Annotated in this window: 28 protein-coding genes and 1 riboswitch; of the genes, 12 read left to right on the top strand and 16 right to left on the bottom strand. The window is 69.0% G+C overall.

What is annotated here, in order from left to right:
• Positions 1-18: 18 nt before the first annotated feature.
• Positions 19-1146: a glycosyltransferase family 4 protein gene (locus EL337_RS03870; protein WP_048632223.1), complete on the bottom strand. Its 1128-nt coding sequence runs from the start codon at positions 1144-1146 to the stop codon at positions 19-21.
• Positions 1147-1280: 134 nt separating this feature from the next.
• On the opposite strand from EL337_RS03870, the gene EL337_RS03865 reads away from it, so the two are divergent.
• Complete coding sequence (locus EL337_RS03865) at positions 1281-1973, top strand: DsbA family protein (RefSeq protein WP_048632224.1); 693 nt, start codon at positions 1281-1283, stop codon at positions 1971-1973.
• Here the strand turns inward: EL337_RS03865 and EL337_RS03860 are convergent.
• Genes EL337_RS03860 through EL337_RS03850 form a run of 3 tightly spaced genes read right to left on the bottom strand, consistent with a single transcriptional unit; the run spans position 1970 to position 4925 of the window.
• Positions 1970-2488 carry a DUF3592 domain-containing protein gene (locus EL337_RS03860; RefSeq protein ID WP_048632400.1) on the bottom strand — a complete coding sequence of 173 codons (519 nt, stop codon included), beginning with the start codon at positions 2486-2488 and terminating at the stop codon, positions 1970-1972. The two genes, EL337_RS03865 and EL337_RS03860, sit on opposite strands and share 4 nt — an antisense overlap.
• 17 nt (positions 2489-2505) lie before the next feature.
• Positions 2506-4140, bottom strand: coding sequence for a 2-succinyl-5-enolpyruvyl-6-hydroxy-3-cyclohexene-1-carboxylic-acid synthase (gene menD / locus EL337_RS03855; RefSeq protein WP_083443067.1), 1635 nt, complete (start codon positions 4138-4140; stop codon positions 2506-2508).
• Positions 4141-4142: 2 nt separating this feature from the next.
• Positions 4143-4925 carry an alpha/beta fold hydrolase gene (locus EL337_RS03850; RefSeq protein ID WP_048632226.1) on the bottom strand — a complete coding sequence of 261 codons (783 nt, stop codon included), beginning with the start codon at positions 4923-4925 and terminating at the stop codon, positions 4143-4145.
• A 115-nt stretch (positions 4926-5040) separates the two neighbouring features.
• On the opposite strand from EL337_RS03850, the gene EL337_RS03845 reads away from it, so the two are divergent.
• Positions 5041-5901 carry a type IV toxin-antitoxin system AbiEi family antitoxin domain-containing protein gene (locus EL337_RS03845; protein ID WP_048632227.1) on the top strand — a complete coding sequence of 287 codons (861 nt, stop codon included), beginning with the start codon at positions 5041-5043 and terminating at the stop codon, positions 5899-5901.
• Here EL337_RS03845 and EL337_RS03840 read toward each other — a convergent pair.
• From EL337_RS03840 to EL337_RS03815, 6 genes are all read right to left on the bottom strand, one after another.
• Positions 5864-6628 (bottom strand): DJ-1/PfpI family protein, encoded by a 765-nt coding sequence (locus EL337_RS03840; protein ID WP_048632228.1) that lies wholly within the window; start codon positions 6626-6628, stop codon positions 5864-5866. The two genes, EL337_RS03845 and EL337_RS03840, sit on opposite strands and share 38 nt — an antisense overlap.
• Positions 6629-6644: 16 nt before the next feature.
• Positions 6645-7607 carry a GlxA family transcriptional regulator gene (locus EL337_RS03835; RefSeq protein ID WP_048632229.1) on the bottom strand — a complete coding sequence of 321 codons (963 nt, stop codon included), beginning with the start codon at positions 7605-7607 and terminating at the stop codon, positions 6645-6647.
• Positions 7608-7660: 53 nt separating this feature from the next.
• Positions 7661-8566 (bottom strand): o-succinylbenzoate synthase, encoded by a 906-nt coding sequence (locus EL337_RS03830; protein ID WP_232786789.1) that lies wholly within the window; start codon positions 8564-8566, stop codon positions 7661-7663.
• A 105-nt stretch (positions 8567-8671) separates the two neighbouring features.
• Positions 8672-9049, bottom strand: coding sequence for a DMT family transporter (locus EL337_RS03825; protein WP_048632230.1), 378 nt, complete (start codon positions 9047-9049; stop codon positions 8672-8674).
• Positions 9050-9051: 2 nt separating this feature from the next.
• Complete coding sequence (locus EL337_RS03820; protein WP_048632231.1) at positions 9052-9366, bottom strand: DMT family transporter; 315 nt, start codon at positions 9364-9366, stop codon at positions 9052-9054.
• A 10-nt stretch (positions 9367-9376) separates the two neighbouring features.
• A riboswitch (guanidine-III (ykkC-III) riboswitch) is annotated at positions 9377-9444 on the bottom strand.
• An 89-nt stretch (positions 9445-9533) separates the two neighbouring features.
• Entirely contained in the window at positions 9534-11096 is a 1563-nt protein-coding gene (locus tag EL337_RS03815; protein ID WP_048632402.1) for a long-chain-fatty-acid--CoA ligase, read from the bottom strand.
• 239 nt (positions 11097-11335) lie between these two features.
• Between EL337_RS03815 and EL337_RS03810 the strand changes: the two genes are divergently transcribed.
• Both EL337_RS03810 and fadD8 read left to right on the top strand, forming a co-directional pair.
• Complete coding sequence (locus tag EL337_RS03810; protein WP_048632232.1) at positions 11336-11752, top strand: YciI family protein; 417 nt, start codon at positions 11336-11338, stop codon at positions 11750-11752.
• A 96-nt stretch (positions 11753-11848) separates the two neighbouring features.
• Positions 11849-13450: a fatty-acid--CoA ligase FadD8 gene (gene fadD8, locus EL337_RS03805; protein WP_048632233.1), complete on the top strand. Its 1602-nt coding sequence runs from the start codon at positions 11849-11851 to the stop codon at positions 13448-13450.
• Here the strand turns inward: fadD8 and EL337_RS03800 are convergent.
• The gene (locus EL337_RS03800) at positions 13430-14110 is read right to left on the bottom strand and encodes a FadR/GntR family transcriptional regulator (protein ID WP_048632234.1); all 681 of its coding nucleotides are present in this window, start codon (positions 14108-14110) and stop codon (positions 13430-13432) included. The two genes, fadD8 and EL337_RS03800, sit on opposite strands and share 21 nt — an antisense overlap.
• A gap of 80 nt (positions 14111-14190) precedes the next feature.
• Between EL337_RS03800 and EL337_RS03795 the strand changes: the two genes are divergently transcribed.
• Positions 14191-15408, top strand: a complete 1218-nt coding sequence (locus tag EL337_RS03795; protein WP_048632403.1) for a CynX/NimT family MFS transporter — start codon at positions 14191-14193, stop codon at positions 15406-15408.
• A 90-nt stretch (positions 15409-15498) separates the two neighbouring features.
• Positions 15499-16707 carry an RNA polymerase sigma factor gene (locus tag EL337_RS03790; RefSeq protein WP_048632404.1) on the top strand — a complete coding sequence of 403 codons (1209 nt, stop codon included), beginning with the start codon at positions 15499-15501 and terminating at the stop codon, positions 16705-16707.
• A gap of 99 nt (positions 16708-16806) precedes the next feature.
• Here the strand turns inward: EL337_RS03790 and EL337_RS03785 are convergent, their stop codons facing one another.
• The 4 genes from EL337_RS03785 to EL337_RS03770 are packed head-to-tail and all read right to left on the bottom strand — an operon-like array spanning position 16807 to position 19839.
• Positions 16807-17418 carry a class I SAM-dependent DNA methyltransferase gene (locus EL337_RS03785; protein WP_048632235.1) on the bottom strand — a complete coding sequence of 204 codons (612 nt, stop codon included), beginning with the start codon at positions 17416-17418 and terminating at the stop codon, positions 16807-16809.
• Between the two features lie 8 nt (positions 17419-17426).
• A complete protein-coding gene (locus tag EL337_RS03780; protein ID WP_048632236.1) occupies positions 17427-18194 on the bottom strand; it encodes a PIG-L deacetylase family protein in 768 nt (255 codons plus the stop codon).
• Positions 18191-19129 carry an acyl-CoA dehydrogenase family protein gene (locus tag EL337_RS03775; RefSeq protein ID WP_048632237.1) on the bottom strand — a complete coding sequence of 313 codons (939 nt, stop codon included), beginning with the start codon at positions 19127-19129 and terminating at the stop codon, positions 18191-18193. The genes EL337_RS03780 and EL337_RS03775 overlap by 4 nt, the downstream gene beginning before the upstream one ends.
• Positions 19126-19839, bottom strand: coding sequence for a glycosyltransferase family 2 protein (locus EL337_RS03770; protein WP_048632238.1), 714 nt, complete (start codon positions 19837-19839; stop codon positions 19126-19128). Before EL337_RS03770 ends, EL337_RS03775 begins: the two co-directional genes overlap by 4 nt.
• Before the next feature lie 52 nt (positions 19840-19891).
• On the opposite strand from EL337_RS03770, the gene EL337_RS03765 reads away from it, so the two are divergent.
• The 6 genes from EL337_RS03765 to EL337_RS03740 all read left to right on the top strand — a co-directional run bounded on the left by EL337_RS03765 (position 19892) and on the right by EL337_RS03740 (position 24980).
• Positions 19892-20572 (top strand): HAD family hydrolase, encoded by a 681-nt coding sequence (locus tag EL337_RS03765; protein WP_048632239.1) that lies wholly within the window; start codon positions 19892-19894, stop codon positions 20570-20572.
• Positions 20573-20588: 16 nt separating this feature from the next.
• On the top strand, positions 20589-21029 hold the full coding sequence (locus EL337_RS03760) for a nitroreductase family deazaflavin-dependent oxidoreductase (RefSeq protein WP_048632240.1): 441 nt from the start codon (positions 20589-20591) through the stop codon (positions 21027-21029).
• A gap of 4 nt (positions 21030-21033) precedes the next feature.
• The gene (locus tag EL337_RS03755; protein ID WP_370737148.1) at positions 21034-21945 is read left to right on the top strand and encodes a 1,4-dihydroxy-2-naphthoyl-CoA synthase; all 912 of its coding nucleotides are present in this window, start codon (positions 21034-21036) and stop codon (positions 21943-21945) included.
• 252 nt (positions 21946-22197) lie between these two features.
• Positions 22198-23028 carry an SDR family oxidoreductase gene (locus EL337_RS03750; RefSeq protein WP_048632405.1) on the top strand — a complete coding sequence of 277 codons (831 nt, stop codon included), beginning with the start codon at positions 22198-22200 and terminating at the stop codon, positions 23026-23028.
• A 6-nt stretch (positions 23029-23034) separates the two neighbouring features.
• A complete protein-coding gene (locus tag EL337_RS03745; RefSeq protein WP_048632242.1) occupies positions 23035-24570 on the top strand; it encodes a long-chain-fatty-acid--CoA ligase in 1536 nt (511 codons plus the stop codon).
• Between the two features lie 23 nt (positions 24571-24593).
• Positions 24594-24980 (top strand): VOC family protein, encoded by a 387-nt coding sequence (locus EL337_RS03740; RefSeq protein WP_048632243.1) that lies wholly within the window; start codon positions 24594-24596, stop codon positions 24978-24980.
• A gap of 6 nt (positions 24981-24986) precedes the next feature.
• Here the strand turns inward: EL337_RS03740 and EL337_RS03735 are convergent, their stop codons facing one another.
• Positions 24987-25286, bottom strand: a complete 300-nt coding sequence (locus EL337_RS03735) for a DUF3349 domain-containing protein (RefSeq protein WP_048632244.1) — start codon at positions 25284-25286, stop codon at positions 24987-24989.
• Positions 25287-25291 lie beyond the last annotated feature (5 nt).

Here is a 25291-nt window from a genome sequence, read left to right as displayed (position 1 = left end):
CTTACCCGGCAGGCACCGTCACGCCGCCTTCAAGCTGCGCGCCCCCAGGACGGCCTCGTAGTGCCCGAGCAGTTCGTCGCAGATCACCGGCCAGGTGCGGCCGAGGACGCTGCGCCGGGCGGCCAGCGCGTAGCGCCGGCGTTCGGCGACCAGGTGCTCCACCGAATCCGGCAGCCTGGCCTCGAACTCGGCGACCGGCAGTAGCAACCCGGTTCGGTACGGGGCGACCAGATCACGTGGGCCGCCGGCGTCGGGCGCGATGACCGGCACACCCGAGGCCATGGCCTCCTGCACCGCCTGGCAGAACGTCTCGTGCTCGCCGGGATGAACGAATACGTCCATGCTGGCGTATGCGGTGGCCAATGCGCCACCGTACAGAGCACCGGTGAAAACTGCTCGCGGAAGCGTTGATTCGAGCTTCGCGCGGTCGACGCCATCCCCGACGACGACAATCTGGACGTCGTCGCGGGCATGCAGGGCGGCGAACCGCTCGACGTGCTTCTCGGGAGCGAGCCGGCCGACGAAACCGATGATCGGCTTGCCGTCGGGAGACCAGGATCGGCGCAGGCGATCGTCGCGCGCCGATGGGGCGAAGCCCGTCACATCAACCCCCCGCGACCACTTGTGGACACGTGGGATCTGATGTGCAGCAAGGTTTTCCATCGCCGATGTGGACGGAGCCAGGGTGCGGTCGGCCTTGCTGTGCAGACGCCGGGTCCAGGCCCACGACGCCCGGGAGAGCACGCCGACGCCATAGCTCTCGGCGAATCCGGCGACGTCGGTCTGGAACACCGCCACCGTCGGAATGCCCAGGTAGCGTGCCGCATGTACCCCGCCCCAGCCGAGCAGCGCCGGGGAGGCCAGGTGAACGACGTCGGGGTCGAAGCCGCGCAGCACGCTCACCATCCGTGGGCGGGGGATGCCCAGGGGCAGCGACGTGACCTTGGGGAACATCTTCGACGGGACCCGGTGCACGCGAACCCCCTCGTGCACCTTGTCGGCAGCGGGTTCGCCACGAGGCGTGTCCGGCGCGATGACCAGGACCTCGTGACCGGTACGGCGCAGGTGCTCCATCACCCGAAGCACCGAGTTGGTGACACCGTTGACATTCGGCAGGAACGATTCGGCGACGATAGCTACGCGCACACTGCGACAGTGACATCGTCACCTGTCGGCGAGGTTGCGCCCAGGGATATGTCGCACGAATTGCGGGTGCGCCCCGAACCGCCGGTCAGGTCAAAAAGCGTGCCGACCGACGGCGACACGGCCAGGATGGACCCATGCGTGTCATTCGTCTGCTGGCTCTGGTCTCGGCGCTCGGGCTGTTGGCGGTCACCCCCGGCTGCGCGAAGCAGGTGGTCGGCGTCCCCCAGGCCGCGTCCACGACCGTGCCACTGGCGCTCTCCGCGGACGGTTACGGCATCGTCGCGGGGTTCGACGACGCGCCCGCCAAGATCGAGATCTTCACCGAGCCGCAGTGCACCCACTGCGGTGATCTGCAGCGGGAGTTCGGTGACGAGCTCGCCTACCACCTCGGCGTCGGTTCGCTGCAGGTCACCTACCGACCACTGATGTTCCTCGACGACGACTACGACGGGTACTCGTCGAAGGTCGTCAACGCGCTGTTCCTGGCGAGCGAGGCGATCGACAACTCGGCGACCACCGGAGCACAGTTCCAGCGCTTCGTCGAGGAACTCTGGGTCAACCAGGACCCGGGCGGAATGCCCTTCACCGGAGACGAGCTGCACGAGATGGCGACAGCGGCAGGCATTCCCGGTCCGGTCGCGGACAACGTCGCCGGCGACAACGAGGCCGTCGACCTGGCCGCGGTGGAGGAGTCGAATTTCAATCTGCTCTTCGACATCGATTCCGACGACACCGGTACGCCCACCGTGTACGACCTGGAGGCCGGGGAGAAGCTCGACATCCACGACGACGAATGGCTCGACGACCTGGTGCAGCGCGGAAATTAGACCGTCGCGTGCTCGCGGCGCAGCCTGCGCCGCTCGATCAGCGCAGTGCCGCCGAGCGCGACCCCGGCGATCAACCATCCGACGACGGCGATCGATCCCGCGGGAACGATGGCCAGTGCGGCGTTACGGTGCTGTACCCGAACCAGATCCGGGTTGTTGGTGTCGTATTCGACGTAGATCCGCATGCCGTTCTCCAGCTCCGACGGATACAGCACGCCGAGTTCCGGACGGTAGGTCACCCGGTCGGGGGTGACGAATTCGATGGTTGAACGCCTCTGCCCGGCGTCGAGCACGGTGGCCTCGGCGACACCGAGGTGGCGTTCGATCTGCCGGTCATTGCGCCACGCTCCGGCCACCAGCAGCACCGACTGCAACGTCACCACGCACGCCGCCACCACGATGCCGATCCGAACGCGCCGCAGGATCCGCGCGCCACGCGTTTCCCCCGGCTCACCGTAGAGATGAGGAATGATCAGGCGCCACAACGCTTTCAGCCGCAGCACCACCTCATGCACGGTGTCGTTCGCACCGCTCACAGTGCCGCCTTGATCGACGCGTGCAAGGCCCGCAGCGACGAGCGGTCTGCCTTCACCTCCAGCACCCGCATGCCCTCGAAATCCTCCTCCAGCGCGGCCGCCAGCCCACCGGTCTCGATCTGGCGGCTCTCGACGTGGTACGCCCGGCACAGCGCGCCGACGTCGACGTCGTGCGGCGTCCCGAAGATGCGCGACGACACGTCGGAGAACCGCGGATCGCCCTGTTCCAGCAATTCGAAGATGCCGCCGCCGTTGTCGTTGGAGACCACGATGGTCAGGTGGCGAGGAGTCGGCTCGGTGGGACCCACCAGCAGACCCGAGCTGTCGTGCACGAACGTCAGGTCCCCGATGAGCGCGACGGTGCGGCCGCCGGTGGCGCGGTCATGTGCCAGCGCCGCCCCGATGGCCGTCGACACCGTGCCGTCGATGCCCGCCACCCCGCGATTGGACCGCACCTTGACGTCGGCGGTGTTGAAGCCCACCAGGGCGATGTCGCGGACCGGGTTCGACGCCCCGAGCACCAGTTGATCGCCCGGCCCCACCGCGTCCGCGACGGCCGCGGCGACGTGCAGCCCGGTGGTCAGCGGGTGGGCAGCCAGTTGTCCGCGCACGGCGTCGACGGCGTGCCGGTTGACCTCGGCGCAGCGGTGCAGCCACTCCGCCGAGGGCGCACCCGACGTGACGGCCCGGGTGCCGGTGGCCTGGGAGTTGCCCGACACATCAGGCCACCGGGGTCCGGTGGTGAGCGCGTAGACGGGCACGGCCGGATCGGCCAGCAGCGCCGACACGGGACGGTGCAGCGTGGGACGGCCCAGCATGATGACCTGCTTGGGATGAATCAGCCGCAGCGCCAACGGATGCAGCGGTGTCTGCGCGTACGGTGCGGTGGGCTCGGCGACCGTCGGCAGATGCGCCAGGTTCGGATGCGTTCCGGCGCCGTGTCCGGCGATCACGACGGTGTCCGGCGTGAGGTCGATTTCCAGCGGCTGATCGAAGGTCACCGGCGGTGTGTGGGTCCACGACCTGCCGTCGGGGCGCCCCTCGGGTGCGTAGGGCGCCCTGTCCGAGCCGGGCACCAGCGGCTCGCGCAACGGGATGTCGAACTGCACCGGGCCCGCATTGGCGGAGCGAGAACCCTTGGCGGCCACCAGCACCCGGCAGGTGGCCGAGCGCCACTGCGCATTGAGCGACTCGATACTCTCCGGGTTGTCCTCCGCCAGGCCGAGGCTGATGTTCTCGCGCATCTGGGTACCGAAGTAGCCGAGCTGCTCGAAGGTCTGGTTGGCGCCGGTGCCGAGAAGTTCGTAGGGCCGGTTGGCCGACAGCACGATCAACGGCACCCGCGCATAGTTGGCCTCTACCACGGCGGGACCGAGGTTGGCCACCGCGGTGCCCGACGTCATCGCCACGCACACCGGGGCGCGCTCGGCCAGCGCCAGCCCGATCGCCAGGAACCCCGCGGTGCGCTCGTCGATGCGGACGTGCAGCCGCAGGCGTCCGGCGCGGTCGGCGTCGTGCAGCGCGAACGCCAGCGGGGCGTTGCGGGACCCCGGGCAGAGCACCACGTCGCGGACGCCGCCGCGGATCAGTTCGTCGACGACCACCCGGGCCTGCGTCGTCGAGGGGTTCACCACTACAGACTATCGGCGAAGAAATTGAGGATCGCGGTGTTGACCACCTGCGGCTTCTCGATGAAGCCCAGGTGACCGGTGCCGGGAATCTCCAGGAACTGCCCGTTGGGCAGCGCGTTGGCCACCTCGCGACTCAGGTACGACGGCAGCACGACGTCGTCGGCGAACCCGATCACCAGCGCCGGGGTGGTGACGCTCTGGTACGCCGCCAGCCTGCTCTCCTGCGGCGCGATGAACAGCTGCGTGCGCACTCCCGGGGTCGGCTTCTGCGGCCACATCGTGAACATGTCGATCCAGTCCCGCACGGCGCTGTCGTCGTTCAAGGTCTTCGGTGAGAAGCTTTCCAGCAGGCGGATTTTCGCCTCGAATTCGACGGGCAGCGCGATCCCGGATTCGGCGAGCGCCCGCTCGCCCTGCCAGAAGAAATCCCTGGTCCGATCATGACGGCCGCGGGTGGCCATCAGCACCGCCGAGGTGACCAGCTCCGGGCGCGCCACCATCAGTTCCTGGGCGATGTAGGAGCCCATGGACACCCCGACGATGCGCACCGGGCCCGCGTCGAGCGCCTCGATGATCGCCGCGGTGTCGGCGACCATCGTCTCGGTGGTGAAGCCCTCGTCGTTCTCGGTGGCGCCGATTCCCCGGTTGTCGAACGTCACACACCGGTAACCGGCCCGGGTGAAGACGGGCACCTGGTGCAGGTGCCAGGTACGTCCGGCGCCACCCCGGCCTGCGATGAACAGCACGGGCTCGCCGGAGCCGCGCTCGTCGAATGCCAGATTCACCCGGCAGAGGCTACTTCCTTGCGAATCCGGCGCGCGCACACACCCACAGCGTCGCTACGCGCGCCCGATTCGCGCCGTAGGGAACCGGGCGCCTGCCGGCTGCGTCTGCTTGAACATGGTTGATGATTATCTGCGCCGGCACGACGGGGTGATCACCCTTGCACAAGCGCGAGAAGCTGGCCTCAGCGCACGCGCGGTACAGCGGCGCGTGGAATCCGGCCGCTGGCTCCGGTGCTCACGAGGCGTCTATTTTGCCGCCGATCGACCGTTCACCGACGCCGCCCGCATCCGGGCAGCGGTCTGGGGATATGGTCCACACGCCGTTGCCAGCGGCCTCACCGCAGGGTGGTGGCACAAGTTGACGCATTTCGCTCCGGAACGCCTTGAGGTGACAGTCCCCCGCGACAGCCACGGTCGTCGTCACGACGGCAGCCGGGTGAGGCGGCGAGATCTCGATCCTGTCGACGTGACCGAGCGCAACGGGATGCGGGTCACCGCGTTGCCGTTGACAGTGGTCGAAGCCGCAGTGCAGTTCGGCGGCGGCTCGCGTTTGATGGACTCCGCCTTGCAGCGTCACGTCGACCTACTCAGCTTGTGGCGCACGCACCTGAGAAACAAGGGCCGAACCGGGGCACCACGTGCCCGACGGCTACTTCAGGCCGCCGATCACGGCGCGCGGTCAGAGGCCGAACGGCTGCTGCACAAGTTGCTCCGCGACGCGGACATCACCGGATGGAAAGCCAACTATCGTGTCGGCAGCTACCGCGTTGACGTCGGATTCCCAGGGCCGAAAGTCGCCATCGAGGTCGACGGGTTCGCATTCCATAGCGGCGCCGAGGAGTTCCAGATCGACCGCACGCGTCAGAACGACATCGTGCTGCAGCGCTGGACGGTGCTGCGCTTCACGTGGCTGGACCTCGCGGAGTTCCCGCAACGGGTCATTGCAGTGATTCGGAGCGCGCTTTCGGCGCGGTGAGCGACGGTGAGCGTCGTTTGCCGCGCCGGATCCGCTTCAGGGCGGCGTCCCACAGCAGGCCCGTCGAGGCGGCCAGCGCGGCGGGTTTGGCCAGTTCCTTGCCCATCATCGCGGTGGAGAGAGCCTTGGTGCTGGCCGAGGCCTTGGACATGTGGCCCGAATCGAAGGGCGGCTGCGGGTCGTACTCCATCGACAGCTGGATGGCTTTGGCCCTGGCCTCACCGCCGATCCGGCCCGCCAGCCACAGCCCGAGGTCGATGCCTGCGGACACGCCGGCGGCGGTGACGATCTTGTCATCGGCCTCCACGATGCGCTCGTCGCCGACGGGCTGAGCGCCGAAGGTCCGCAACACCGGCAGGGCTGCCCAGTGCGAGGTGGCCCGCTTCCCGTCGAGCAGCCCGGCCGCGGCCAGGATCGCCGATCCCGAACAGACCGATGTGGTCCAGGTGGACGTCTCGTGCGCCCTGCGCACCCAGTCGAGCACCTTCTCGTCGCGCGCGTGCTCCATCGTGGCGAACCCGCCGGGGATCAGGATGAGGTCGGGGGACGGGGTTTCGTCGAACGTGTGGGTGGCCCCGATGAGCAGGACGTGCGAGTCGGCGGCGATCGGGCCCACCTCGTGCCAGACGAACCTGACCTCGACGCCGGGGAGCCAGCGCAGGCTTTCGTAGGGTCCGATGAAGTCCAGTGCCGTGAATCCCGGGTAGAGCATGATGGCGACCTGCACGGTGAATCTCCTTCTCTCAGGCGAATGTCTTGCGGTACTGATCGGGCGAGACGCCCAGCCGGCGGACGAAGTTGCGGCGCAACGTCTCCGCCGAGCCGAAGCCGCAGCGCGCGGCGATGGTCGTGACGGTGTCGTCGGTCTCCTCGAGTTGGCGACGGGCGGCTTCGGTGCGGACCCGTTCGACGTAGGCCCCCGGCGCCTCCCCCACCTCGTCGGTGAAGACGCGGGTGAAGTGGCGGGGACTCATCGCCGCACGCCGGGCCAGCGCTGAAACGGAATGAGCGCCACCGGGTTCGGCGTCGATGGCGTCCTGCACGTCGCGAATGGGGGTGCGGCGGGCCCGCGGCATCCACACCGGCGCGGCGAACTGGGTCTGGCCCCCCGGTCTGCGCAGGTACATGACGAGATACCGGGCGACGGTCTGGGCGGCCTCGGTGCCGTGGTCGTCCTCGACGAGCGACAGCGCGAGGTCGATGCCCGCGGTGACGCCGGCGGCGGTCCACACCTTGTCCGAGCTGCGCACGAAGATCGCGTCGGGATTTACTGTCACAGCGGGGAATTCACTGGCCAGCTGCGTCGCGAAGGCCCAATGCGTGGTAGCCACACACCCGTCCAGCAGGCCCGCCTGAGCGGCCAGCACCGCCCCGGTGCACACACTGACCACCCGCCGTGCCCGCGGCGCGACGGTGGCGACCCAGTCCATCAGCGCACCGTCCTTGCGCGCCGCGGCGGTGCCGAACCCGCCGGGCAGCACGACGGTGTCAACCGCGTCGTCGGGCCCGGGCAACGACTCGGCGACCAGGGTGAGTCCGGTGCCGGTGCTGACGGCTTCCCCGTCCACGGAGACGACCCGCACCGTGTACCCGTCGAGGCCGCGCCCGGAGAGGAACAGCGACGCCCCGGTGAACACCTCGAACGGGCCCACGATGTCGAGTGCCTGCACGCCGGCGAAACCGACGATGAGCACTGTGCGCTGCATGACCTCAGTCTCGGCGCCCGCTGCGATGGCGTCTAGGCCATGGACCCCACAGATCAGGACAGCAGCGGGAAGCAGGCCTGCACGCGCTCGATCCACCACTGCCTGCGGTCCGGCGGCGCCGCCAGTGCTGCGATGCGGGCCGGATCGGGCGTCACCGCCGCGGCGGGGAGATGGCCGTCGACCGGCAGGGCCGGGGCTGCGACGTCGTCGACGAACAGGCTGCCGGTGCCGAGCCCGCAGGCGTGGTCGAGCCGGGGCAGGCAGCCGGCGGCCACCAGCCCGGCACCGATACCCACCGCGGTGTCGAGGGCGCTGGACACCACGATCGGGATGTCGATCTGGGCTGCGATGTCGAGCATCGCCTGCACCCCACCGAGCGGCGCGACCTTGAGGACCGCGATGTCGGCGGCACCGGCGCGTACGACCTGCAGCGGGTCGTCAGCCTTGCGGATGCTCTCGTCGGCCGCCACGGGGACGTCGACGCGGCGACGTACCTCGGCCAACTCCGCGACGGTGCGGCAGGGCTGCTCCAGGTATTCCAGCGGCCCGTCGGCCGTCAATGCATGCGCGGCGGCCACCGCCTCGTCGACGGTCCACCCGCCGTTGGCATCCACCCGCACGGTGGGCACCACGGCGCGGACGGCGTTGACCCGGGCCACATCGTCGGCCAGCGATTGACCGGGCTCGGCAACCTTCACCTTGGCCGTGCGCGCGCCCGGGAACCGGGCCAGCACCCCGGCGACGTCGTCGGCGGCGACGGCGGGGACCGTGGCGTTGATGGGGATGCGGGCGCGCTGGACCGCGGGCAGCGGACGGTAGGCCGCCGCGATGCCCGACGCCAGCCAATGTGCGGCCTCCGGGGGTTCGTATTCGACGAACGCGCCGAACTCACCCCAGCCGGCGGGACCCTCGATCAGGGCCACCTCACGGGTGGTGATGCCGCGAAAGCGCACCCGCATCGGCAGCGCCACCACATGCAACCGATCGAGGATGTCGGCGAGTTCGGCCACGACGCCATCGTGCGGCACCGTGCCCGGCAGCGACAACCGGGGTCCCCGCGGGGGTTATCGACCGGCCGTCGCGTACTCCCTGGGACGCTCGTCGTGCTCGGCTGGCGCCCCGGCCTCGGACGGAAGCAGCTTGAGGCCGACCACCGCGGCGATGATCCCGGTGAGGAAGACCGCCCTGCCCAGCGACGCGGCCTCGTCACCGGAGAGCATCGCGTAGCCGACGGTCAACGCGGCCCCGAGGCCGGTCCATACCGCATAGGCCGAGCCGATCGGGATGTGTGTGGCCGCCCACGCGAGCCCGCCGAGACTGGCCGGCAGGGCGATGAGGAAGACCGCTGTGGCCACCGGAGCCGTGAAGCCGTCGGTCTTGCCGAGCGCCGTGGCCCACGCCGCCTCGAGGACGGCGCTGACGATCAGGACGAACCATGCCACGGTCAGCTCACGGCCTTGAGTCCCACGACACTGCCCACCAGCAGCGCCAGCAGCAAAACCCTTGCGGTGGAGGCGGTTTCCTTCTTGGTCAGGATCGCCCACCCCACCGTCAGCGTCGCACCGATCCCGACCCACACCGCGTAGGCCGTGCCCGTCGGGAGCGAGGTCATCGAATACGCCAGACCAGCCATGCTGACGGGCAGCGCCACCGCAAACACCACGGTCGGCAGCCGGCGTCGGAAGTTGTCGGACATGCCGAGCGCCGTCGCCCACGTGGCTTCGAGCACTCCACTGACCACGAGAACCAGCCATGCCACAAGACCCTCCTACGAGTCAGTCTTGTCGCTGCGGGTACTGCTCCCTCGTCCGCTGACACCCAGGATCAGGCGCCACGCCAGCCACGTTACACACGGGTTTCGTGATCGTCATGTCCCGGTAACACATGGTGACGGGAATCTCCACGGGGTTGCCGGGCGTAGCTCACTCAGACGTTGGCGCGGTCGCGTCCATCCCAATGTGGCTTGCGCAGTTCCTTTTTCAGGATCTTGCCGGTGGGGTTGCGCGGCAGCTCATCGGTGGTGTCGACCGTCTTGGGGCATTTGTAGGCCGCCAGGCGTTCGCGGGCGAACGCGATCAGCTCGGATTCGGAGGCCTCCCCCTCGATCACCACCACCGCCTTGACGACCTCGCCCCACTTGTCGTCGGGAACCCCGATCACCGCAACCTCGACGACGGCCGCGTGCTCGGCCAGCACCCGTTCCACCTCGATGGAGTAGATGTTCTCGCCACCGGAGATGATCATGTCCTTGAGCCGGTCCTCGACGAAGATGTAGCCGCCGTCGTCCACGCGGCCCACGTCACCGGTCCGGAACCAGCCGTCCTCGGTGATCGCCTCGGCGGTCGCCTCCGGCTTGTTGTGGTAGCCCTTCATCAACTGCGGTGTGCGGAACCACAATTCACCCTGTTCGCCGGTGGGCACGTCCTCGAGTGTGTCCGGATCGACGACCCGGACCTCGGCGTTGGGCACCAACGTGCCCGCGCTGGAGAGCCGCTCCTCCCTACCCGGGTCGCGGTGCGCCTCCGGAAGCAGATGGCTGATCACCCCGCACACCTCGGTGAGGCCGTAGGCCTGCATGAAATCGGTGTCGGGCCACGCCTTCAGCGCCGCGCGCAGCAGTGGCAGCGGCATCGGCGACGCGCCGTAGGCGAACGTCTTGAGCGCACCGAAGAGCTTGACGGCGTCCTCACCCGATTCGAGCACCTTGGCCAGCACGGCCGGCACCAGGAAGGTGCGGTTGGCGCCTTTGAGGATGGCCCCGGCCAGCGTCATGCCGTCGACGTCGCGCGTCATCACACTCGGGAAGCCGTCGTGGATCCCGAACTGCACGTAGGACGATCCGCCGACGTGGAACAGCGGCATCGCCACCATGTTCTTGTCGCCCTCGTCGAACTCGAACCCCTCGTGGGCGTTGACGGTGTGGGCGATGAGGTTGGCCTGGGTGAGTTCCACCCCCTTGGGCCGTCCCGTCGTTCCCGAGGAGTACATCAGGATGCAGACGTCGCCCGGATCGACGTCGTCGGACCGCTCGACCGGGGTCGACGACTCCAGCATCGCCTCGTAGTCGTCGTCGCCCTCGGGTGTGACGGAGATGACGTGCTCGATGTGGGAGAGCTTGTCGCGGATCTTTTCGATCGACGGCGCGAACTCCTCGCCGACGATGAGCAGCTTGGCGCCGGAATCGTTGAGCACATAGTCGAGCTCGTCGGCGGCCAGCCGGAAGTTGATGATCGCGTTGGCGGCCCCCAGCGACGCGGCGGCGAACGTCAGCTCGACGCACGCCGGGTGGTTCTTGTCGAGGAAGGCCACGACGTCGCCGCGCCGGACGCCGCGTTCGGTGAGCGCACCGGCCAGTCGGCGCACACGGTCATTCCACTGCGACCAGGTCCATGACCGGTGGAGATAGTCCATCGCTTCGGCGTCCGGGGTGACGCTCGCCCAGTGGGCGAGTCGCTCGTCGAGGAATCGAGGTTCGGTCAGATCGGCCATGGTCGACAAGCGTGCCATGCAAGCCGTCGCCGCTGATCGGATTTGCCCGATACGTACCTGGCGGTGCCGATCGGCGACCGTGGCCCGGTGGTGGGAGTCTCCCGGCCGCCACCGCGGGACGCGTCGAGAATGTTTTTCTCGGTGCCGTGTCGATTTCGGGCCTTCACGTTCGACGTCGTGGTGAGGGCCCCTGGACGAGACTGGAGGGGCCCTTCCCACCGAGAAGAAGGAGACACGAGATGACCCGCTACATGCTGATCCTGCGGTCGACGCCCGAGGCCGAACAGAACATGGAGAACGTCGACTTCAACGACGTCATCGCCGCCATGGGCCGCTACAACGAGGAGCTGATCAAGGCCGGTGTGCTGCTGGCCGGTGAGGGCCTGGCCGGTCCCGAGGACGGCTTCGTCGTGAACTTCGACACCGACGCCCCCGTGGTCACCGACGGTCCGTACACCGAGGCCAAGGAGCTGTTCAACGGCTTCTGGATGCTCGGGGTCTCATCGAAAGAGGAGGCCAAGCAGTGGGCGCTGAAATGCCCGCTGGGGCCGGGCGCCCGCCTCGAGGTGCGCCGCGTCACCGAGACCGAGGAGTTCCCGCAGGACAACGAATGGGTCCAGAAGGAGCTGCAGTGGAAGAAGGACGGGCTGATCTAGAGACGTGGGCGTGGTTGTCGTCGGTGATCGGCGGCAACCACGCCCAAATCGCCGGACCCTGCTGACTGAAATTGGAACACGTTCTAGTCTGTCGGTATGAGTGATGAGTTGCTGCGCCATCCCCTGCACTCCGGCCACCTGACCGTCGGCGCACTCAAGCGCCACAAGGACCGTCCGGTGCTGTTCCTCGGAGACACCACCATGACCGGCGGCGAGCTCGCCGACCGCATCAGCCAGTACATCCAGGCGTTCGAGGCGCTGGGGGCAGGCACCGGAAGCGCATCGGGACTGCTGTCGCTGAACCGGCCCGAGGTGCTGATGATCATCGGCGCCAGCCAGACCCAAGGCTTCCGGCGCACCGCACTACACCCTCTCGGCTCGTTGGATGATCACGCCTACGTGCTGTCCGACGCCGAGGTGACGTCGCTGATCATCGATCCCAACCCGATGTTCGTCGAACGCGCGCTGGGCCTGCTGGAGAAGGTGCCGTCGCTCAAGCAGATTCTGACCATCGGACCGGTCCCCCCCGAGCTGGCCGAGGTGGCCGTCGACCTGAGTGCCGAGGCGGCCAAGTACCCGCCCAAGCCGCTGGTCGCCGCCGATCTGGCCCCCGACAACATCGGCGGCCTCACCTACACCGGCGGCACCACCGGCAAGCCGAAGGGTGTGATGGGCACGACGCAGTCCATCACCACGATGACGACGGTCCAGCTGGCCGAGTGGGAGTGGCCGGAGAACCCGCGCTTCCTGATGTGCACCCCGCTGTCGCACGCCGGCGCGGCGTTCTTCACGCCCGTGATCGTCAAGGGCGGCGAGCTGATCGTGTTGACGAAGTTCGATCCGGCCGAGGTGCTGCGGGTCATCGAGGAACAGAAGATCACCGCGACGATGCTGGTGCCCTCGATGATCTACGCGTTGATGGACCACCCCGACTCGAAGACACGCGACCTGTCGTCGCTGGAGACGGTGTACTACGGCGCCTCGGCGATGAACCCGGTCCGGCTGGCCGAGGCGATCAAGCGCTTCGGCCCGATCTTCGCGCAGTACTACGGCCAGTCCGAGGCCCCGATGGTGATCACCTACCTGGCCAAGAAGGAGCACGACGAGAAGCGGCTGACCTCCTGCGGACGCCCGACGCTGTTCGCGCGGGTGGCACTGCTCGGCGAGGACGGCCAGCCGGTGCCACAGGGCGAGGTCGGCGAGATCTGCGTGTCGGGCCCGCTGCTGTCCGGTGGGTACTGGAATCTGCCCGAGGCGACGGCGGAGACGTTCCGTGACGGCTGGATGCACACCGGCGATCTGGCGCGCGAAGACGAGGACGGCTTCTACTTCATCGTCGACCGCACCAAGGACATGATCGTCACCGGCGGTTTCAACGTGTTCCCCCGCGAGGTGGAAGACGTTGTGGCCGAACACCCGTCGATCGCGCAGGTGTGCGTGATCGGCACCCCCGACGAGAAGTGGGGCGAGGCGGTGACGGCCGTGGTGGTGCTGCGGCCCGATGTTCCCTCTGACGAGGCCGCCGTCGCGGCGATGATCACGGAGATCCAGGCGTCGGTGAAGGAGCGCAAGGGTTCGGTGCACGTACCCAAGCAGGTGGTCATCGCCGATTCCGTGCCGATCACCGCGCTGGGCAAGCCGGACAAGAAGGCGGTCCGTAAGCAGTTCTGGGAGGGTTCAGGGCGTTCCGTCGGCTGAGCCGATACCCGTCAGGATGCCGTCGATCAGCTCACCCGCGGTGCGAGCCGCCCCTACGGCGTCGCCGGCGGCGATGTGGCGGACCAGCACCTCGTGGTCCACGATCTCCAGCGGCTTCTCGTGGGTGGTGGCCACGCTCGCGGTGATGGCCTCGATCAAACCGCGGTACAGCTCGGTCAGCGTGGGGTTGCCGGAGGCCCGCACGACGGCAAGATGAAAGTCGGCGTCGGCGCGGGCGAACTCGTCGGTGCCGTCGGCGACCAGGCATTCGTCCCTGCGCGCCAAGAGGGACCGGAGTCCGGCCACGTCCTCGGCGGTGGCGTTCGTCGCCGCCAGCCGCGCCCCCTCCACCTCCAAGGCGCGGCGTACCTGCAGGACATCCCGGAGTTCTGCGCCGTACAGCCTGCGCAGCGCCCCCGACACCTCGCTGGTGGCGCGCACGTAGGTACCGTCGCCCTGCCGGACGTCGAGAAGACCGGCGTGCGCGAGCGCGCGGACCGCCTCACGGACGGTATTGCGGCCGACGCCGAGTGACTCCACGAGCACCGCTTCGTTGGGGATGCGTCGCCCGACGGGCCACTCGCCCGCGGTGATGGCCTGCCGGAGTTGCTCGATGACCTGGTCGACGAGCCCGGTCCGACGCGCGGTGCTCAGCGGCACTGGAACCCCTCTCGCCGATCGTTTTCAACCAATCATGGGATGTATGGCACCCTAGCAAGGTGAGCGTTCCTCGGCAGGCCATCGACGGGCTCCAGGGCGGCGAGGTCTCCTCCGATGCCGCCGGGGACCGGGTGCCGACGGTGGCGGGCGGGGTCCTGCTCGCGATCGCCGTCGTCCTCACCGCACTCAACCTGCGTCCGGCCGTCACCAGCGTCGCACCGCTGCTCGGGGATATGCGTGCCGAACTCGGCGTCTCCGCCACCTGGGCCGGCCTGCTGACCACGCTGCCCGCGCTGTGTTTCGCGGCCGCCGGTCTCGCCGCGCCGCGGCTGTCGGCGCGAATCGGTCTGGGCCGCACCGTCTCGCTGGCCATGGTGGCCCTGACCGCGGGCCTCGCGCTGCGGGTGATCGACGGTCCCCACACCGTGATCGCCGCGACGTTCGTCGCCTGCGCGGGTATCGCGCTGATCAACGTGCTCATCCCCGTTGTCATCAAGGGCTCATTCCCTGCCCGGGTCGGCCTGATGACCGGTATCTACACCGCGGCGCTGCAGGGCGGCGGGGCGCTGGGCTCCGCGATCACACCCGGCCTCGAAGAACCGTTGGGCGGCTGGCGTTCCGCCCTGGCGGCGTGGGCCGTGGCGGCGATGCTGGCGCTGGCGTTCTGGATCCCGGCATCGATGCGCCACCGCGGCACGTGGGCGGCCAACGTGGTGCCCGCCCATGAGCGACGCTCGCTGCTGCGCAGCCGGCTCGCGTGGACCGTCACACTGTTCTTCGGCAGCCAGGCGTTCATGGCCTACATCGTGATGGGTTGGCTGCCTCAGGTGTTCATCGACAACGGGGTCGACAAAGTCAATGCCGGTCTCCTCGTCGGTTTGACGTCGCTCGTCGGGGTGCCTGTGGCGCTGGTGATCTCACCGCTGGCGGCGCGCAACCGCAACCAGAGCGGCTGGATCGTCGGCCTCGGCGTGGTGGGCTTCGCGGGCGCGCTGGGCGTGATGCTGGCACCCGCCGCCCAACCCGTCCTGTGGAGCGTACTCATCGGCGTCGGGATGGGCGCCTTCTCGGTGGCGCTGGCGGTGATCGCGCTGCGGGCCCGCACCGCCGGGGATACCGCGCAGTTGTCCGGCATGGCACAGGGATTCGGCTACCTGTTCGCAGGAACAGGGCCTTTTCTGTTCGGCATGCTCCACGACGTATCGCACGGCTGGACGGTGCCGTGGCTGATGTTCCTGGCGGTCTACGTCGTCCAGATCGTCGCGGGAGCGATGGCCGGGCGCGCCCGCTACGTCTGACGGGTGGCCCCGCGCGGGGCCACTCTCGCCCACAATGGGAGCGTGCCCGCACCCGACACCGTGCAACACACCGTCGACGCGGTGTGGCGGATGGAGTCGGCAAAGATCGTCGCCACGCTGACCCGCGCCGTCGGCGATGTCGGGCTGGCCGAGGACCTGGCCCAGGAGGCACTGCTCGCCGCGCTCACGCAGTGGCCCGGCGAGGGCGTTCCGCGCAATCCGGGCGCGTGGCTGACCGCGATCGCCAAGCGTAAGGCCATCGATCACTGGCGCAGGCAGGACAACCTCGACGCCAAGTACGCCGTCCTGGCCCGGGACCTGGAGAGCCACGTCGACGATCCGTGGGACCCGGACCGCATCGACGACGACGTCCTACGACTGATCTTCATGGCGGCGCACCCGTCGTTGTCGCGCGAGAACCAGATCGCGCTGACGTTGCGGGTGGTCGGCGGGCTGACCACCGACGAGATCGCCAACGCCTTTCTGGTTCCAAAAGCGACAGTTGCGCAACGCATCGTGCGTGCCAAGAAGGCTTTGGCCGGTGTGCCGTTCGAGGTTCCGGGGCGTGCCGATTTCCCCGCCCGGCTGTCGTCGGTGCTCAGCGTCATCTACCTGGTGTTCAACGAGGGATATTCGGCCTCGTCGGGCCCGAGGTGGATCCGGGACGAATTGTGCAGCGAGGCACTGCGTCTGGGTCGGGTGCTGGCCGCGCTGACCCCCGACGAGGCAGAGGTGCACGGCCTGGTGGCGCTGATGGAGTTCCAGTCCTCACGGCTGCGGGCGCGCACCGACCGCGACGGCGCACCGATCCTGCTCGAACAACAGAACCGCGCCACCTGGGACCGTGCACAGATCCAGCGGGGTGTGGCGTCTCTGCAGCATGCGTCAGATCTGCTGCAGCGCAGCGGCACCGGATGGGGCAACTACACGTTGCAGGCGGCGCTTGCGGAATGCCATGCTGTCGCCCCGACCGCGGCGGACACCGACTGGGCCCGCATCGTGTCGCTCTATGACGCACTGCTGACCCTGGCGCCGTCACCCGTCGTGCAACTCAATCGTGCCATCGCTGTAGCGATGGCCGACCCCCAGAACGGGCCGCCGGATGCGCTGGCGATCGTCGACCGCCTTCAGGGCCTCGACGGTTCCTACCTGATCCCGAGCGTGCGTGGCGAATTGCTGTCCCGGCTGGGCCGCAGCGCCGAGGCGGCGGCGGCATTCGAGCGCGCGGCCGAACTAGTCGACAACGAACGCGAGCGCGAGGTATTGCGCAACAAGGCCGCTCAGGCCCTGGGGACGTAGCGAAGCACCCGGTCGGCGCCCGCGAGCGTGCGAGAAGTCCCGGTTTTCGGCGGCGTGTCTGCCGCAGACACGCACGCTCGCGGGAGAAGGGAGGGAAGGCTAGGCGCCTGGGACCGCTGTACGCGCAGCGACCGAGGTCCCGAAGTCGTTGTCGAACACCTCGATCACCACGTCGGGGTCCCGGTAGCCGCCCACGTGGTACAGACCCGCGGTGGCCCCGATGATGTCGTTGGCACGGTCTCCGTTCATCGGGTACTCGTCGACGTCATGGCGCCAGTGCGCGGCGATGACCGTCGCGCCGGGCGCAAGGCGTGGCACCTCGCGATCGAGCACGGCGCGCAGGGTTGCAGGCTGCAGGTAGTAGCACACCTCGGAGAGCACCACCAGATCGAAATGTCCTGCGGGCCAAGGCTGGTCGATGGAGCCCCGCAACAGGGTCACCTGTCGGCGCACCCCGCGCTCCGACAGCCGCCGGTGGGTGGCATCGAGCGCCGCGACACTGATGTCGGTGCTGGTCACATGATCGCAGCGGCCGGCCAGCTTCTCGGTGAGCACACCGACCGAGCAGCCGGGTTCGAATGCGCGCCGATAGCGGGGAAACGGCAGGAGCGCGGTGGTGATCGCGTACTTACGTTGCTCATACCACCGCCCCTCCAGATCCCAGGGATCGGCGGCCTTGTCATACATCTGCTCGAAGAAGCTGTCGGGCATCCTGGCGGTCAGCGGAACACCACCTCACCGACGGCCAGCAACCGAGGCAGGATGTAGGCCGGAAGCACCGGCTCCTCCCCGGCCCTCGGCGGCACGAACTGACTCTGAAAGCTCTTCACCGCAAGGGTTTTGCGCGTGACGGCGAACGGTGCCGCGGGCACCGCGAAGGCCCGGTTCCACGGCACCGCGCTGTCGTCGGGCACCGCCCAGTGCCACATCCACACCGGGTACTCCACCAGCACCGCGCCGGTGCACTCGGCAGCCTGCGCCGCCGCCCTGCCGACGGCCTCGTGATCGGGGTGACCGTCACCGCGCCATGTCGCCGCCAGCCATGTCCCCGGCGGTTTGGTGGCCAGGATCTCGATGAGCAGATCAGCCAGCCGCTGCTCGTAACGGGCGATCTCACCGTCGGGCATCCCGAGGCAGATGGGCGCAGGCAGTCCCAGCACGCCGGCGGCGCAATGTAGCTCCGCCCGGCGGGTGCGCTCCAGTCGGAAGCGCTGCAGCAGTGACGAATTCGGGTAGGCGGCACCACCATCGCTGGCGGAGACGATCTGCACCCGTTTCCCCGATTCGGCGAGCAGGGTTGCCGCGGCGCCGAACCCGAGCGTCTCATCGTCGGGGTGCGCGCCGACCACCACGATCTCGGGACATCCACGCATGTCGAGGGTGGGCAGTCGCAGGCCCGCGCCGGCCCATACCTGCTGTGCCGTGCCGCCACCCGACAGCGGCCGGGCGGCCATGCGCTCGGTGTTGCCGGTGTGCGACGCGGTCACGACGCACCCGCCGCAAGCACACCGAGGCGTTCCAGATCACGTTCGGCGTGGCTCTGTCGCACGTAGATCGACAGGTCGGCCACCCGCCGCGCGTGCGCCGCGTTCGCTGTCAGCGGTCCGGGGCCGAGCGCGCGGGCGGTGCGGGTGAGCGTTTCGTCGACCGCGGTCTCTGCCGCCGCGCGGGAGCGCCGTGCCAGCAGTTCGGCGCGGCCGGTGAGGTTGTGCGGGTCGGCGTCCACCTCGGCGGCCACCGTGGTCAGAACGGCCTCGGCCGCAGCCAACGCCGCATCGACGGCCCCGAGGTGCGCGCACGCGTGGGCGTCGCCCTTCGCCGTCTTCACGTGTTCGTAGAGCGCCGCTGCTACGGCACGGGCGCCCCCGAGCCAGCATGCCGCCACTCCGACGGCGCCGTGCCAGAACCCGGGCCGGGTCAGATACTGACCGGGAGCACCGACCGCGACAGCCGGTGTTGCGGTGAATTGCACAGAGCGCGTGTCGGATTCGGCCATCCCGGCGCTGCGCCACCGGCTGGGCAGTGCGCGCACACCGTGCTCGCCCAGATCGACCGCGTACAGTCCCCGCTCCCCTGACGGCAGCCGGGCGGTGACCAGTGCGTGCGAGCACAACCCCGCCCCCGAGCACCACACCTTCGTCCCGTCGAGCAGGATCCGTCCGGTGTCGTCACCGGCCTTGAGGACCGCATCGCGGGACTCCGCGGCCCACACACCCCACCATTGACCGGCCGTCGGCGCAGGCCCACCGAGTTCGGCCAGGATGGCTGCGGCATCGACGTGAGCTTCGGCGAGCCGCCCGGCCGTCACGTCGGCTTCGGTGAGTTCGGCGAGCCGGCGCCAGCGCTGCGCAGTCTGGCCCTGACCGGGAAACGGCAGGTCGAGCGTCCCCGCCGCGAGCCACCGCTTGACCACCCCACTCACGCGGCACCGGCGTCGCTCTTGCGCCCCGAACGGGAGAGATTGCGCAAGTGCTGGGCGAAGCCACCGGGTGCCCGCCCGTCCTTGCGGTCCGACGTCACCACCGACAGGTTCCGGTCCCGGCATATCGACAGCCCCGCCGCCTCGAACCGCTTCACGAGTTCGACGTCCTCACCGGTGCGCAGCGCGCGGAAGCCGCCGACGTGCCAGTACGCGTCGGCGCGGAACCCCATGTTGGCTCCGTGGATGTGGCGGTGGCCGGTGCCGCCGGACCGGTAGCCGCGCAGGTAGCGGCGGGCGACCTCGGGCGAGAAGTTGCGCCACGTCGGCACGCGCACGACGCCGAGCACCATGTCGGCGTTCGCGTCCACCATGCGCACCAGCCAGTCGGCGTCGACCACGCTGTCGGCGTCGGTCGTGGCGAACCAGACCCGGGACGTCTGGTCGTCGCCGCACAGCGTGCGCGCGTAGTCGAACCCGGCGGCGCGAGCAGCGCCGACATTGCCCGCCTCGACCTCGACGAAATGCACGTCGGGCCCGAACTGTCCGGCCAGGATCTTGCTGCCGTCGTCACAGGAATCGAGGACGACGACCGTGGTGACCGGGACGGAGAGGGCCAGCGCGGCCGTCGTCAGCGCCCGCAGGCAGTCGGGGAGGTCCTCCATCTCGTTGTGGGCGGGCACCACCACGACGGCACGAGCCGTGTCACTCATGACGCTCAAATAGCCGTTTAGGTGGGATTTCACACCTGGCAGGATGGGAGGGATGAGTGACCTCGACGCGGTGTTGTTCGACTTCTCCGGCACGCTGTTCCGACTTGAGGGCGACGAGAGCTGGTTCGCCGGCATGGAGCTCGACACCGACGACGACCGCGAAGTCGACGCCCACGTGCAGGCGGAGTTGATGCGACGGCTGACCGCGCCGACCGGCACCTCGGTGACGATGACGCCCGAAGCGCTGGACGCCTGGGTGAACCGCGACCTGGCGCCCCACCTGCACCGCGAGGCCTACATGCATGTGCTCGGGCAGTCGGGACTGGCCCGCCATCACGCGGAGTCGCTGTACGCCCACGCGATCGATCCCGGCTCCTGGACGCCCTATCCCGACACCGCGCCGGTGCTCGACGGGTTGCGGCGGCGCGGCATCAAGACCGCGGTGGTGTCCAATATCGCCTTCGACCTGCGGCCGGCATTCACAGGCGTGGGCGACGTCGACGAATTCGTGCTGTCGTTCGAGGTGGGCGCCGTCAAGCCCAATCCGGCGATCTTCCAGGCGGCGCTGGACCGGCTCGGAGTCTCCGCAGAGCGTGCCCTGATGGTCGGTGACAGCGACGAGGCCGACGGTGGCGCCCGTGCTCTCGGCTGCGCGTTCGCACTCGTCGACCCGCTGCCGACGACCCAGCGCCCCGACGGGCTGATCTCCGCCCTTCGCACCAACGGTCTGTGACGGCACACTGGACCGCATGCCCAACCCGAAGCCGCCGCGGTGGCTCAAGCCGATGAACAAGGTCCTGATGGCCGCGATGAGAACCGGGCTGATGAAGGACGGGCCGATGGTCCTGACGGTCACGGGCCGCAAGTCGGGGCAGCCCCGGTCGACCCCGATCACGCCGTTCGAGGTGGACGGGCGGCGCTACGTCGTCGGCGGCTTCCCCGGGGCCGACTGGGTGCGCAACGCCCAGGCCAACCCCGACGCGGTGATCGTGCGCGGCAAGGTGCGCGAGCCGGTGCGCATGGTGGAGTTGCCGCCCGAGCAGGCCCGCCCGCTGCTTAGGCAGTTCCCGGTGCTGGTGCCCACCGGCGTCAGCTTCATGAAGAACGCCGGGTTGGTGACCGGGCCCAACCCCGACGAGTTCGAGGCACTGGCCGGACGCTGCTCGGTGTTCCGCTTCGATACTGTCTGAGTTTGTGAGCACTCCGTTCGACGCCAGCCTCTGGGAGCCGGTGGCCGGCTTCGACGACCTGACCGACATCACCTATCACCGTCACGTGGCCGATGGGACGCGCAAGCCGACCGTGCGGATCGCGTTCGACCGGCCCGAGGTGCGCAATGCGTTCCGGCCGCACACCGTCGACGAGCTCTACCGCGCCCTCGACCACGCACGGATGTCCTCGGACGTCGGCGTCGTGCTGCTGACCGGCAACGGGCCGTCACCCAAGGACGGCGGCTGGGCGTTCTGCTCCGGCGGCGACCAGCGCATCCGCGGACGCAGCGGCTACCAGTACGCGTCCGGCGAGACCGCCGACACCGTCGACCCGGCGCAGGCGGGCCGGCTGCACATCCTCGAGGTGCAGCGGCTGATCCGGTTCATGCCCAAGCCGGTGATCTGCCTGGTGAACGGCTGGGCGGCCGGGGGCGGGCACTCGCTGCACGTGGTGTGCGACCTGACGCTGGCCTCGCGTGAGCACGCTCGGTTCAAGCAGACCGATGCCGACGTGGGTTCGTTCGACGCCGGCTACGGCTCGGCGTATCTGGCCAGCCAGACGGGGCAGAAGTTCGCCCGCGAGATCTTCTTCCTGGGCCGCCCTTACACCGCCGAGCAGATGCACGCGATGGGCGCGGTCAACGAGGTGGTGGACCATGCCGACTTGGAAAATGTTGCGCTGCAATGGGCTTCGGAGATCAACGGAAAGTCGCCGCAGGCCATCCGGATGCTGAAGTACGCGTTCAACCTGCCCGAGGACGGGTTGGTGGGCCAGCAGCTGTTCGCCGGGGAGGCCACGCGGCTGGCCTACATGACCGACGAGGCCGTCGAGGGCCGGGACGCGTTCCTGGAGAAGCGGGACCCGGACTGGTCGCCCTTCCCCCGCTACTTCTGAGCGATGTCGGCGTGCTGGGCACGCCGTCGAGCTCGACCGGCGCTGCGCCGACGACGGCATCCGCGGCTACTCGCTGCACCCGGGCGGCATCGTCTCGACCGCCGTCTGATCGTTTCGCCGCAATTGCCTTCCGGCAGGGAAAGCCCGGGTACGGGCCTGCTGGAAGGCAATTCCGGCGCATACATAGACTCGCTCACCGTGACTAGCAGAAATCCGTTGCGGCGCCTGGCCGACCAGGTCGTGCTGACCAGCATGCGTCCGCCGCTGCTTCCCGCGCTGCTGAGCCGACCGACCCGCGAGACGATCGACCTCGAGGGAAAGCGCGTCCTGCTGACCGGGGCGTCGTCGGGCATCGGGGAGGCCGCCGCGGAGAAGCTGGCCCGGCGCGGCGCCACGGTGGTGGCGGTGGCACGGCGCCAGGACCTGCTCGACGACCTCGTCACCCGCATCACCGACGCCGGCGGGGACGCCCGGGCGCACGTCTGCGATCTGGCCGACCTCGACGCCGTCGACGAGCTGGTGGCCACCGTCGACAAGGAACTCGGCGGCATCGACATCCTGGTCAACAACGCGGGGCGCTCGATCCGGCGGCCGCTGGAAGAGTCGCTGGACCGCTGGCATGACGTCGAGCGCACGATGACGCTCAACTACTACGGGCCGCTGCGGCTGATCCGCGGGTTCGCCCCCGGAATGCTCCACCGCCGGGACGGGCACATCATCAACGTGTCCACCTGGGGTGTGAAGACCGAATCTCCACCGCTGTTCGGTGTGTACAACGCCTCGAAGGCCGCGCTGTCCTCGGTCAGCCGCATCATCGAAACCGAATGGGCCGGCCGCGGCGTGCACTCCACCACGCTCTACTACCCGCTGGTGAAGACGCCGATGATCGCGCCGACCCGCGCCTACGACGGCCTGCCCGGGCTCTCGGCGGAGGAGGCCGCAGGCTGGATCATCACCGCCGCACGCCACCGCCCGGTCAGCATCGCACCCCGCATCGCCGTCACCGCGCACGCCGTCAACAGCATCGCCCCGGCCGCCGTGGACACCCTGATGCGGCGCCAGCGCATGCAGCCCAAGGACTGAAATCCGTTGTTCCACAGCCTCGCCGACATCGTTCGCGGCCATGGACGCGACCGTCCGGACGCGCAGGCCCTGATCGTCGGCGACCGCACCATCACCTACGGTGAGCTCGATGCCCGCTCCAGCCGAGTGGCCCAGGCGTTCGCCCACGCCGGCGTGCGATCCGGCGACAGGGTTGCGTTCGTGGAGCGAAATGGCGCCGAATTCTTCGACGTCACTTTCGGTTTGGCGAAACTGGGCGCCGTCGGGGTACCGGTGAACTGGCGCCTGGCCGCTCCGGAGATGCGCCACATCATCGCCGACTCCGGCGCGTCCGTCGTGGTGGTGGGCCAGGAGTTCGTCGGTCACCTCGAAGCCATCGAAGACGAGCTCACCGCACAGATCGTGGTCATCGGAAACCACGCTCGCTGGCCGGCATTCGACCGCTGGGTGGACGCCCACCCCGCCGAGGATCCCGGCGTGGTGACCGGACCCGACGACCTGGTGCTTCTGATGTACACGTCCGGCACCACCGGGCTACCCAAGGGCGTCATGCTGAGCAACGCCAACTACGTCTGCAAGACCGCCGGTGTCGAGGGGCCGTGGAAGTTCGACGCCGACGCCGTCAGCCTGGCGGTCATGCCGCTGTTCCACATGGCCGGCTCCGGGTGGGCGTTCGCGGGCCTGTGGCAGGGCGCGAGCACCGTCGTTCTCCGCGACGCCGACCCCGCCGCGATCCTCGACGCCATCGCCCGCCACCGCATCACCAACATGCTGCTGGTGCCCGCGGTCATCCAATTCCTGCTCGACGCACCGGGAATCGCGACCCTCGACGCGTCGTCGCTGCGGGTGATCGTCTACGGAGCGTCCCCGATCAGCGACGACGTGCTGATGCGCGGCATGGAGTGGTTCGGCGGAATCTTCGCGCAGGTGTACGGCATGACGGAGACCGCCGGCTCGATCACCCAACTCGACGGCGCCGACCATGTGCCGCACCTGCTGCGCTCCTGCGGCAAGCCCTACCCGTGGGTGCAGATCCGCATCGTGACCACCGGGGGGCAGGCCGCAGCGCCGGGCACCGTCGGCGAGGTGTGGACCCGGTCGGACCAGAACATGCTCGGCTACTGGAACAACCCCGACGCGACGGCCGCCACGCTGACCCCCGACGGGTGGCTCAGGACCGGCGACGCCGGCTACGTCGACGCCGAGGGCTATCTGTACCTGCACGACCGGCTCAAGGACATGATCGTCTCCGGCGGCGAGAACGTGTACCCGGTGGAGGTGGAGAACGCACTGATGACCCACCCCGAGGTGGCCGACGTCGCCGTCATCGGGGTGCCCGATCCGCGGTGGGGTGAGGCGGTCAAGGCCGTCGTCGTCGCAACCCGCGGCGCCACCCCCACCGAAGCCGGGCTGATCGCGTTCGCCCGGGACCGGCTGGCCGGATTCAAGCTGCCCAAGACGGTCGACTTCGTCGACGCCCTGCCGCGCAACCCGAGCGGCAAGATCCTTAAACGCACACTGCGCGAACCGTACTGGGAAGGCACGGACCGTCACATCGGCTGACAGGCGTGGTAGACACATCACATATGGATATCCTCGCCAGCCGGGTGTTGTTCCGCCCGAAGGACTATGCGCGATCGGTGGCGTTCTACCGTGACGGTGTCGGGCTGGCCATCGCCAGAGAGTATGCCGGCGGCACGGTGTTCTACGCCGGGCAGTCGCTGATCGAGCTCGCCGGCCACGGCGCGCCCGCGGACGGCGCACCGCCGTTTCCCGGCGCCCTCTGGCTACAGGTGCGCGACCTCGCCGCGGCGCAACGTGAACTGCGGGAGCGCGGCGTCGAGATCGATCGCGAGGCGCGCCGGGAACCGTGGGGATTGCACGAGATGCACGTCGCGGACCCCGACGGCGTCACGCTGATCTTCGTCGAGGTGCCCGAGGACCATCCGCTGCGCCGCGACAGCCGCGACTGATCGGCCTCAGCGGGCCGGTACCGCCAACGGCCAACCCACGGACGCCAGTCGCGCCGCGACCTGGTGGATCTCCTCCGGATTGGGTTCCTTGTCGGTGACCACGTGAATGGCCGCGCGGATCTCCTGCGGCGTCACGGTGTCCGAGTCGGTGCCCTTCAGCACGGTCTGCGCGACTTTGACGACCTCGTCCTCGGACAGTGAGCGGGCCAGCAGCGCCAGCAACGGGAAGTAGTCCTTCGGCGGCACGCCGTGCGGATAGCCGTTGTGCAACCAGGACAGAACATTGTCGAACGCGTTCTCGGCCATGCGTC

The organism is Mycolicibacterium aurum (assembly GCF_900637195.1).
Lineage (GTDB): Bacteria > Actinomycetota > Actinomycetes > Mycobacteriales > Mycobacteriaceae > Mycobacterium > Mycobacterium aurum.
Note: the sequence above shows the minus strand (reverse complement) of the source record. Positions and strands in the feature narration are given on the sequence as shown.

Coding starts and splice junctions, on each gene's coding strand:
- EL337_RS03770 (WP_048632238.1), bottom strand. CDS start 19,839: ATGAGTGACACGGCTCGTGCCGTCGTGGTGGTGCCCGCCCACAACGAG.
- EL337_RS03835 (WP_048632229.1), bottom strand. CDS start 7,607: ATGCAGCGCACAGTGCTCATCGTCGGTTTCGCCGGCGTGCAGGCACTC.
- fadD8 (WP_048632233.1), top strand. CDS start 11,849: ATGAGTGATGAGTTGCTGCGCCATCCCCTGCACTCCGGCCACCTGACC.
- EL337_RS03830 (WP_232786789.1), bottom strand. CDS start 8,566: ATGCGGGTGCGCTTTCGCGGCATCACCACCCGTGAGGTGGCCCTGATC.
- EL337_RS03750 (WP_048632405.1), top strand. CDS start 22,198: ATGCGTCCGCCGCTGCTTCCCGCGCTGCTGAGCCGACCGACCCGCGAG.
- EL337_RS03785 (WP_048632235.1), bottom strand. CDS start 17,418: ATGCCCGACAGCTTCTTCGAGCAGATGTATGACAAGGCCGCCGATCCC.
- EL337_RS03735 (WP_048632244.1), bottom strand. CDS start 25,286: ATGGCCGAGAACGCGTTCGACAATGTTCTGTCCTGGTTGCACAACGGC.
- EL337_RS03815 (WP_048632402.1), bottom strand. CDS start 11,096: ATGGCCGATCTGACCGAACCTCGATTCCTCGACGAGCGACTCGCCCAC.
- EL337_RS03865 (WP_048632224.1), top strand. CDS start 1,281: ATGCGTGTCATTCGTCTGCTGGCTCTGGTCTCGGCGCTCGGGCTGTTG.
- EL337_RS03760 (WP_048632240.1), top strand. CDS start 20,589: ATGCCCAACCCGAAGCCGCCGCGGTGGCTCAAGCCGATGAACAAGGTC.
- EL337_RS03765 (WP_048632239.1), top strand. CDS start 19,892: ATGAGTGACCTCGACGCGGTGTTGTTCGACTTCTCCGGCACGCTGTTC.
- EL337_RS03790 (WP_048632404.1), top strand. CDS start 15,499: ATGGAGTCGGCAAAGATCGTCGCCACGCTGACCCGCGCCGTCGGCGAT.
- EL337_RS03845 (WP_048632227.1), top strand. CDS start 5,041: ATGGTTGATGATTATCTGCGCCGGCACGACGGGGTGATCACCCTTGCA.
- EL337_RS03810 (WP_048632232.1), top strand. CDS start 11,336: ATGACCCGCTACATGCTGATCCTGCGGTCGACGCCCGAGGCCGAACAG.
- EL337_RS03740 (WP_048632243.1), top strand. CDS start 24,594: ATGGATATCCTCGCCAGCCGGGTGTTGTTCCGCCCGAAGGACTATGCG.